General features: G+C 37.3%; 10 protein-coding genes. 6 read left to right on the top strand and 4 right to left on the bottom strand.

Going from position 1 to position 8,211, the window contains the following annotated elements:
• Positions 1–28 precede the first annotated feature (28 nt).
• Together ACLFMM_RS07810 and ACLFMM_RS07805 are read right to left on the bottom strand one after the other, a co-directional pair.
• Positions 29–319: a MerR family DNA-binding transcriptional regulator gene (locus tag ACLFMM_RS07810; RefSeq protein ID WP_410808171.1), complete on the bottom strand. Its 291-nt coding sequence runs from the start codon at positions 317–319 to the stop codon at positions 29–31.
• A 40-nt stretch (positions 320–359) separates the two neighbouring features.
• Complete coding sequence (locus ACLFMM_RS07805; protein ID WP_410808170.1) at positions 360–902, bottom strand: nitrous oxide reductase family maturation protein NosD; 543 nt, start codon at positions 900–902, stop codon at positions 360–362.
• Between the two features lie 173 nt (positions 903–1,075).
• Between ACLFMM_RS07805 and ACLFMM_RS07800 the strand changes: the two genes are divergently transcribed.
• From ACLFMM_RS07800 to ACLFMM_RS07780, 5 genes are all read left to right on the top strand, one after another.
• Entirely contained in the window at positions 1,076–2,161 is a 1,086-nt protein-coding gene (locus ACLFMM_RS07800; protein ID WP_410808169.1) for a DHH family phosphoesterase, read from the top strand.
• Positions 2,162–2,207: 46 nt separating this feature from the next.
• Positions 2,208–2,747, top strand: coding sequence for an adenylyl-sulfate kinase (gene cysC, locus ACLFMM_RS07795; protein WP_410808168.1), 540 nt, complete (start codon positions 2,208–2,210; stop codon positions 2,745–2,747).
• A gap of 34 nt (positions 2,748–2,781) precedes the next feature.
• Positions 2,782–4,176, top strand: a complete 1,395-nt coding sequence (locus ACLFMM_RS07790) for an SLC13 family permease (protein WP_410808173.1) — start codon at positions 2,782–2,784, stop codon at positions 4,174–4,176.
• 46 nt (positions 4,177–4,222) lie between these two features.
• Positions 4,223–4,660 carry a universal stress protein gene (locus ACLFMM_RS07785; RefSeq protein WP_410808167.1) on the top strand — a complete coding sequence of 146 codons (438 nt, stop codon included), beginning with the start codon at positions 4,223–4,225 and terminating at the stop codon, positions 4,658–4,660.
• A 278-nt stretch (positions 4,661–4,938) separates the two neighbouring features.
• On the top strand, positions 4,939–5,676 hold the full coding sequence (locus ACLFMM_RS07780; RefSeq protein ID WP_410808166.1) for a sugar phosphate nucleotidyltransferase: 738 nt from the start codon (positions 4,939–4,941) through the stop codon (positions 5,674–5,676).
• Positions 5,677–5,687: 11 nt separating this feature from the next.
• Here ACLFMM_RS07780 and ACLFMM_RS07775 read toward each other — a convergent pair whose 3' ends face one another.
• A complete protein-coding gene (locus tag ACLFMM_RS07775; RefSeq protein ID WP_410808165.1) occupies positions 5,688–6,815 on the bottom strand; it encodes a glycosyltransferase in 1,128 nt (375 codons plus the stop codon).
• A gap of 313 nt (positions 6,816–7,128) precedes the next feature.
• Between ACLFMM_RS07775 and ACLFMM_RS07770 the strand changes: the two genes are divergently transcribed.
• On the top strand, positions 7,129–7,401 hold the full coding sequence (locus ACLFMM_RS07770; RefSeq protein WP_410808163.1) for a sensor histidine kinase: 273 nt from the start codon (positions 7,129–7,131) through the stop codon (positions 7,399–7,401).
• Positions 7,402–7,742: 341 nt separating this feature from the next.
• On the opposite strand, the gene ACLFMM_RS07765 is transcribed toward ACLFMM_RS07770, so the two are convergent.
• Positions 7,743–7,910, bottom strand: coding sequence for an ATP-binding protein (locus tag ACLFMM_RS07765; protein ID WP_410808172.1), 168 nt, complete (start codon positions 7,908–7,910; stop codon positions 7,743–7,745).
• Positions 7,911–8,211 lie beyond the last annotated feature (301 nt).

Raw genomic sequence — 8,211 nt, 5'->3', positions numbered from 1 at the left:
TCAGGTGAGAAAGTATCATCTTTCTCGTTTAATTCGTTTGCATATTTATTTTCGAATTATTGTATCTCCAATATGCAATATACAAAGGTTTTTTGAGATTACCTTTGTAGTCCGTGCCAGACAAATACATTTCTTTTTTAGCAATATTTACAGCGCTGTTTATATCCCTCGAAAGGGTCTGACCGCATTTTTTACAGGTAAAATATCTGCGATGTCCTCCTTCAGTTCTTTCAGGATTTATTTTGCCTTCTCTTTCCCATCTTCTCAATGTTTCAGGATTAACGCCCAGATATTCAGAAGCTTGTTTTATATTATACAAATTTAACACCTTTTACAATTATTAAATATTGTATGTAATATTATGTAAATTTGTTGTATAATTTGGGAACTGTTTTATTCCCATAATAGTTGTTTGAGTTTGCAGTATTATTGATTAATTTGTTGTTACTGGACTCATCAAGACTGATGCCTTTAAAGTTGTATGATAATTCATTGTTACTGATATTGTTATTCTGGACTCCATCAAGGAATATTCCTACATTTAGAAAGGCTGAAGCATCTGTTATATTGAATCCACTGATTGTCACGTTGTTTCTAGTAATATGGAATACGTGGTCATTCGAATCGTTGGCTACAATCCTAGTATCATTCGGATTTCCAGATTCTGACATGATAATTACTGATTTGTTCACATTTACATTTTCTTTGTATGTTCCATTGTAGACTATAATGGTGTCGCTGTCATTTGCTGCGTTTATGGCAGCCTGTATAGTAGTATAATTTTTGTTTCCATCGTCATCCACGGTATGTGTAACCGCTAATGCTGTAGTTGATAATATTAATATCAACATTATTAAAGTTGCAACTGTAGTTGCGAAACAGTATATGTTACTGATTTTCATAATATACCACCAAAATTTTACCCCACGATTTTAATCAGTCGAGATTTTGATAAAGTTAATTTATTAACTATAATACCCTATCATTACTGTGAGAAAATCAGTTACTGAGGATTATTTAGGAATACTATATCTTACAGGTTTTTTCGGAATAAAATTGATATCTGTAATTTTTATTGATTGACCAGAAAAACAAATTTAAAATACTTGAAAAACTTTGCTACTTTACAATCCTTAAGAAATATTCGGGGTTTGATAATATATTACCATCAAGTGACAACGGTTTACTGATACACCACTGGGATACAGACGGTATCTGTTCAGCAGCGATTCTTTTTGAAGACCTGGAAAAGGAATTTGACACCCATGTTCCACACATTGGGAACTACTTCCTGACAGGATACGAGATTGAAAATATCAGCAAACAAAATTACGACTTTATAATCATAGCTGATATGGCACTGCCTGAAGACAACATATTGGATTTGAAAGAAAAAACCGATGCAGAAATCTATATATTCGATCACCATCTGCAGAATAATATCCAAAGAGATGGTATACATCACCATAATCCTGTAAGTTTGGGTGAACCACCTGAAAGTTATCCATCAAATACATGGGTTTTAACCAGATATCTGGATAGGGAAATAGACCTGTTTTCAATTCTTGGTGCGGTTGGTGACAGGGAAAAGAAAATCAAGGATAATGTAGGAATTTATCAATACATCAAAGCATTTTTGGAAGATAGCGATTTTTATTTTGAGGACCTTTTAAGGGTGGTCGAGTTAATCGATTCGAATTATAAAGTGGGGGATAAACAGAAGGTTATGAATGCTGTGCACTTTATAAAAGAAAATAAACTTCATCCACAGCGAATACTGGACAACAGTGATTGGAAGAAAAATCTTGACGACCTTGAGATGGAAACTGAAAGGCAGAAGAACATGCCTGTAGATTATGAAGATGGAATCGCTATTCAGGAAATAGATACTCGTTACAATATCACTTCACCGGTTGCAAGAAATCTGGCATGGAACGGAGATTGTAGGGTTGCAATCGTTGTAAACCGAGGATTTTTCGATGATAAGGACCAGTTATATGTCAGAGCCGGTCAATCGGGACCTGTTATGACATCAATAATTGATGCTGCACAGGAAAAGGGGTACTCTGCAGGGGGTAAAAATGAAGTTGCTGGGATTGTTCTTCCAAAAGGTGACACCGATTACTTTATTAAAGAAGTTTTAAATCTTTTGCAGGTATAAGTAAAGATTTATAAATTATCCCAGATACGAGTTGATAGGTGAAAATATGAACAACGGTAATAATGGATTTGTAGTATGGTTGACAGGACTGCCTGGTACGGGAAAATCAACCATTTCAGCAGAGCTTACAAAAATTTTCAAAGAGAGGGGTTTCTGTACCGAAACCATGGACGGGGATGAGATCAGGAAAGGTTTAAGTGCAGACCTTGGATTTACCAAAGAGGACAGACAGGAACACGCCAGAAGAGTTGCATTTGTCAGCAAACTTCTTGCAAGAAACGGTGTTGCTGTTAATGTAGCTCTAATATCTCCATACAGACAGTTCAGGGAACATGCAAGGAACGAAATCGAGAATTTTGTTGAAGTTTATGTAAAAACTCCGCTTGAGGTGTGTATGGAACGTGACCCTAAAGGACTGTATGCCAAGGCCCAACAGGGAGATATTACCGATTTGACCGGTTATCAGGATACTTACGAAGAACCGCTAAATCCTGAACTGATTATAGAAACCTGTAATACAACACCAGTGGGTGCAGCTCAAACCATCGTTGAAAAACTGGAAGAGCTGGGTTATCTTTCAAACTAATCTAACTTGAAAACGGATATAATGTGTGTCATGGATGGGGAGAGATAACAACCACAGCTACCTCATAATATTGTTTTCTCTGGTAATTCTTGCAGGTGTGTTTCTTGCACCAGCACCTGAAGGATTATTAGTTGAGGCAAAAAATGCGCTCGGGATTTTTGTTGTAGCTATAATCCTATGGACTACGAATGCTCTCCCTTTATCGGTAACTGGTCTGTTTGTGATAGTTCTGCTGCCCTTACTTGATGTGATGTCAAGCAAAGCAGCATTCTCACTTTTTGGGAACAGGGCAGTGTTTTTTATTCTGGGTGCGTTTATTCTGGCAGCCGGGATGATGAAAACAGGGCTCAGTAAACGTATAGCACTGACGATGGTCAGCAGGTTTGGTGGCACGCCCAGGAAACTGTTGGGCGGCATCATGTTGTCCTCTGCACTGATGTCATTTATAATGCCCGAGCACGCTGTCGCTGCACTCATGTTTCCCGTGGTTTCTACGATAGCCGACAATCTTGACCTTGAACCTCTGGACAGTGAATACGGTACACTTCTTTTCTTATCCCTTGCATGGGGTGCTATTATCGGTGGTGTAGGAACACTGCTTGGGGGTGCCAGAAATCCTCTCGCTATTGCCATGCTCAAAGAGAATACTGGGATGGAAATATCCTTCTTTGAGTGGTGTGGGGCATCAATTCCAATCGTTTTTGTAATGCTTGTTATCGGGTTTTTGGTTTTGACTTATTTCTTTAGAATCGATGTCGATGATGTTAAACCTGCAAAAAGGGTTCTTGAAAAGGAATTGAGCCGTATTGGCAGTATGGATATTTATGAAAAGAAATCCGGTGCTATACTGGTATTTACTGTTCTTGCATGGATTTTTCTGGGTCATGATTTCGGGTTGGCAGCCATTGCAATTCTGGGTGCTGTAGCCCTATTCATACTCAATGTCGTAAACTGGGAAGATATCGAATCAGATGTTAACTGGGGAGTAATCCTGATGTATGGTGGTGCTATATCCATCGGATCAGCACTCTCCCAGACAGGTGCAGCACAATGGCTTGCTAGTCAGGCTCTTGACAGTATTATCCTGACCCCGTTTTTATTGATACTTGGAATCTCCCTAATCGCCAAATTCCTGACCGAGGGAATTAGTAATTCTGCAGCTGTTGCGATTTTGATTCCAATAGGTTTCAGTGTAGGAGATGTTGTGGGTATCAATCCCGTGGCAATGGTCTACCTGATAGCTATACCATCAGGTCTTGCTTTCATGTTCCCGATGGGGACTCCACCAAATGCTATCGCCTATTCCTCAGGTTATTATGAAATCAAAGATGTGCTGCTTCCGGGATTAATTTTAAATCTAACATCATGGATAGCTTTTATAATAATGGCACTTGTCTATTGGCCACTTATAGGTTTGAATATCACATAATATCTTTAATATGATTTATATATTTAGCATAACAAAGGTTATAATAATGAATAGGTCCAACTCTATAATGGTAGCATTTTCCGCAACTTCCATCCATAAAGAACTGGCAAAACGTGCACTTGATATGGCGAAAGATAAAAACGCAAAACTGATTGTATTAAGTGTGCGCGATAGAAACATAACAGAAAAAGTTGCCAAGGTTACTCAAAACCACGGTTTTCTGGGCAAGGATATTGTCAAGGACCTAATGAAGGATATTAAAAAGGACAGGGACGATCTTATTTCAGAAAGACTTGGCAGAATCGGTGAAGAAGCTGAGAAGCGGGGTATTGAATACGAAACCCTGCAGTTGAAAGGGGATTTTGTCGAGAACGTGGCCGATATTGCCGGTAAATATGGTGTGTACACTGTTCTGGTAGAGGACATGGGTAGAAAAACTGACAGGTTGAAGACAAAATTAAATTGTGAAGTTGTTGTGGTTTAATTTTTGAAGATGTTAAGTTAATGTTATTCTAAAAACTTTATCCATGAGATTGGTTATGGTATTTTCGGTTCAGATAGCGAGATATAATGTTCTACACTACATAATCTAGATTTTTAAAAACCTTCCAGTTTTGTGATTACTTCGTAAGCTGTTGAAAGTTTCTTCTTGCTCATTGAAGGTTAAATTTCGTACATCTCATCTTTTAAAATTTTGTATTTAGCAAAATTTTATTAAACGTGAAGTCCATTTTAACATTATCTTTATACAGGTGAAAAATAATGAAAGGGCTGATACCAGCAGCAGGAAGTGGAACCAGATTAGGTCCGTTTACCCATGCGATGCCAAAAGAGCTGCTACCAGTAGGGGATAAAGCGGTTATTGAGCATGCTGTCGAATCGTTTGTCAAAGCAGGAATAGACGACATCACCATTGTTGTGAGTCCGAAAAAACACGGTTTATCCGATTATCTCGGCTCAGGGAAACGTTTCGGTGTTAATATAACCTACGTTGTCCAGGACGAACGGTTGGGTCTTGCAAACGCAGTTGCAGCTGGTGAACATGTAATCAATGGTTCGCCGTTTGCTGTTGTACTTGGGGATAATTTTTTCTCACCGGATACTATCCTGCAGGATTTAAAACAATATCATGAAAAGAATAGCGCCGATGCTACCATTGGTGTCATGGAAGTCTCAGATGTAACCCGTCACGGTATCATTCAAACAGATGGTAACAATATAGTGGATTTGATCGAGAAACCAGAAGCTGATAAAGCTCCAAGTAAATTGGGTATAGCTGGTATGTATGTTTTCGAACCTGGTGTCTTTGATGCCATCGGGGATACAAAACCAGGTCACAAAAATGAGTACCAGCTTACCGATTCGATTAAAATTTTGGTAGAACAGGACAAAAAAGTTGTGTACAGAAAAATCGATGGCATCCATATCGATGTCGGAACGCCTGAAGACCTTATGAAAGCCAATGATTATTATCTGAAAAACAGCAAATCAAAAAAATAATTTAATTTTAGTTATACTTTTTCTCTATCAATAGCCTGCCAGATGTGTTTTCCTTTGAACATATACCTCAGGCTGAACAGCAGATAGACCTGATGCCAGATAAAGGAAGACAGGATGTTTGAACTCCAGAATCCTGATATGAGAGCTCCAGCAAATCCTGCAAGTATCAGTAAACCGAGGACGATATTGAACTGTGCCAACAATACCGACCACAAGATCACGCTAGCAAAAAATGTGACAGGAACTACAAAAAACATCAAAAACCTCATCGGAAGTATTAGGGTTCCAAATTTTCCGTATTTTGAGGTTATGAGGTTGATGTTGTGCAAAGTTGCTTCCTGAAGTCGTGAAGATCTGCGAATTTTCTGGCGGCGCTGTTGCGTAAGATTTTCTGTTATATATTCATAGAACCTAGCATTTGCTTCATAAATACATCTATAACCGTTGCGGATGATTTCAAGTGCCATACCAGCATCTGATGCACCGTGGGTTGCAGGTATAGGTGAAAAAGCTTTTTTCTTAAGGACAATCAGTGGTCCGTTAAAACAGTAGGTTGAGTGGATATGACTCTCCCATGTACACATTTTACCATAGACAGACCGATAGGCTTTCTCGGAACCGGTTGTAAATGATTTTTCTTTCACAATAGGTTCCAGTTCACCACAGACTGCTCCAATATTATCATCACTTAACAGAGTTCCTATTGCATAATCAAGTGCATCATCTTCAAATACCACATCGGCATCTGTTGTAACTACGACATCGGTTTTTGCACTTTTAACTCCAAGGTTAACTGATTCGTTGGTTCCAGTTCGGCTGCCCTTTACGATAACCTCACCAGATACATTATATTTATCAAAAGCGTCCTTTGCAAGTTCTACAGTGTAATCGGATGACCTGTCATCCACAACGATTGCATGAATTTTATCTGTTGGATAATTGATATCCTTGAGATTTTTTATGCGGTGTTTTATCACTTTTTCTTCGTTGTATGTAGGAATTACTACCGTGATATCCGGCGGATTCTGTACCTTTTTCCCTGGTTCTTCTTTTGTAAATATGACTGCAGCTATGTAGACAAGATAGATGGAAACTGGGATTACTGCTGTTATAATTGCGGAATATGGTAGAAGAGACATATACTTTAATATTGAACAGTTGTTGTTATTAATATAGTTTATCTATATGTGTTTACTGTCACATCTATTGATGGTTAATGAAATTAATAATAACAGTATTAATATAAAAATCATTAAATTGAAATTATGTTGTGATGGATGATGTACATAATGGTAAAAAGTTACGCGATAGCAATTCAAAAAACGGGCTCAATAGAAGGATTTTTCACCACGGTCAAAACCAATCTGATATTTTTGATTCACATTTTAAATCGAAACGTCAACGAGTTTTGAAAATATAATTGATTTTATTCAAAAAGTATCATTAAATAGTTTGTTAAACGATGTAGTATCCAAACAAATACCATATTTTTTAAACAGTGGAATTACTTTAAACACATATATTGAACCTGACCTCCCATTGATAGATGCGAGTCCTGAATATCTAGAGCAAGTGTTTTTACATATATTGAATAATGCTAATGATTTTACGTCTTCAGGCGGTCAGGTAGATATTTATGCGTTTGATGAGGAAGATAATTTACACAAAATAATAAGTGATACTGGATTGGAATTGATGATAATTCAGCTGAGAACGTCATTGTAATTGATAAACTTAGTAACATTAGATAACTAATTTTATTATCAATTACATTCATGAGATATACTCATTGGGTGTAACGCTACACCCTCTATCCCATCTAAATCAGGGATTGCTTTTTTCATAATATTATAGGCACCATTTACATCAGCATTAATTATAATTTACTTATAAAGTAAACTATATCTTCGAACTTTTCTACCAAATAGATGATTCATCTAAAAGACGTTATGGTGGAACTGGTGCAGGTATAGATTTCTGCAAAAAGTGCATATACTCTGATAAATAGAAGACATCCTTCATTTATCTAAAAATTACAAGTAACGTCAAGCTTTTTTGAGTCATATTCAGAACATAGAACCCTTGCCATCAGGGCTATCTTCAACACCTATACCACCGCCATGAAGCTCTACTACATTCTTGATGATGGAAAACCCTATACCATTAATATGTGATTTCTCACCACTTCCTCTTTTGAACCTGTAAAACAGCTGTTCTTTTTCATCATCAGAAATGCTAGGGACCTGAATCTATCACGAAAAATGAATCAGGAAGCCAACAGTTTTAACTGTTCTCTTTAAATCAAAACACTCTGAACTGGAAATTTAGAGTTAAACTTAAACCATTGATTTAAGTTGTTTCATCCCTCTTTAATTGGGGTTTACTCGTAGGTTTTCACGTACTCCTGTTGCTCATCATCGTAACCAGGAATTGTCAAACAGCTTTTGACTTATGGAAAGCAATCAACGTTCCAACGATAAAATAAGCCATTTGATTGTTGTTATCTCTCTGTATTGCGATGTTTGATTTTTCAAG

Source organism: Methanohalobium sp. (assembly GCF_046546175.1).
Taxonomy (GTDB): domain Archaea; phylum Halobacteriota; class Methanosarcinia; order Methanosarcinales; family Methanosarcinaceae; genus Methanohalobium.
This window is presented reverse-complemented; position numbering and strand designations above follow the sequence as displayed.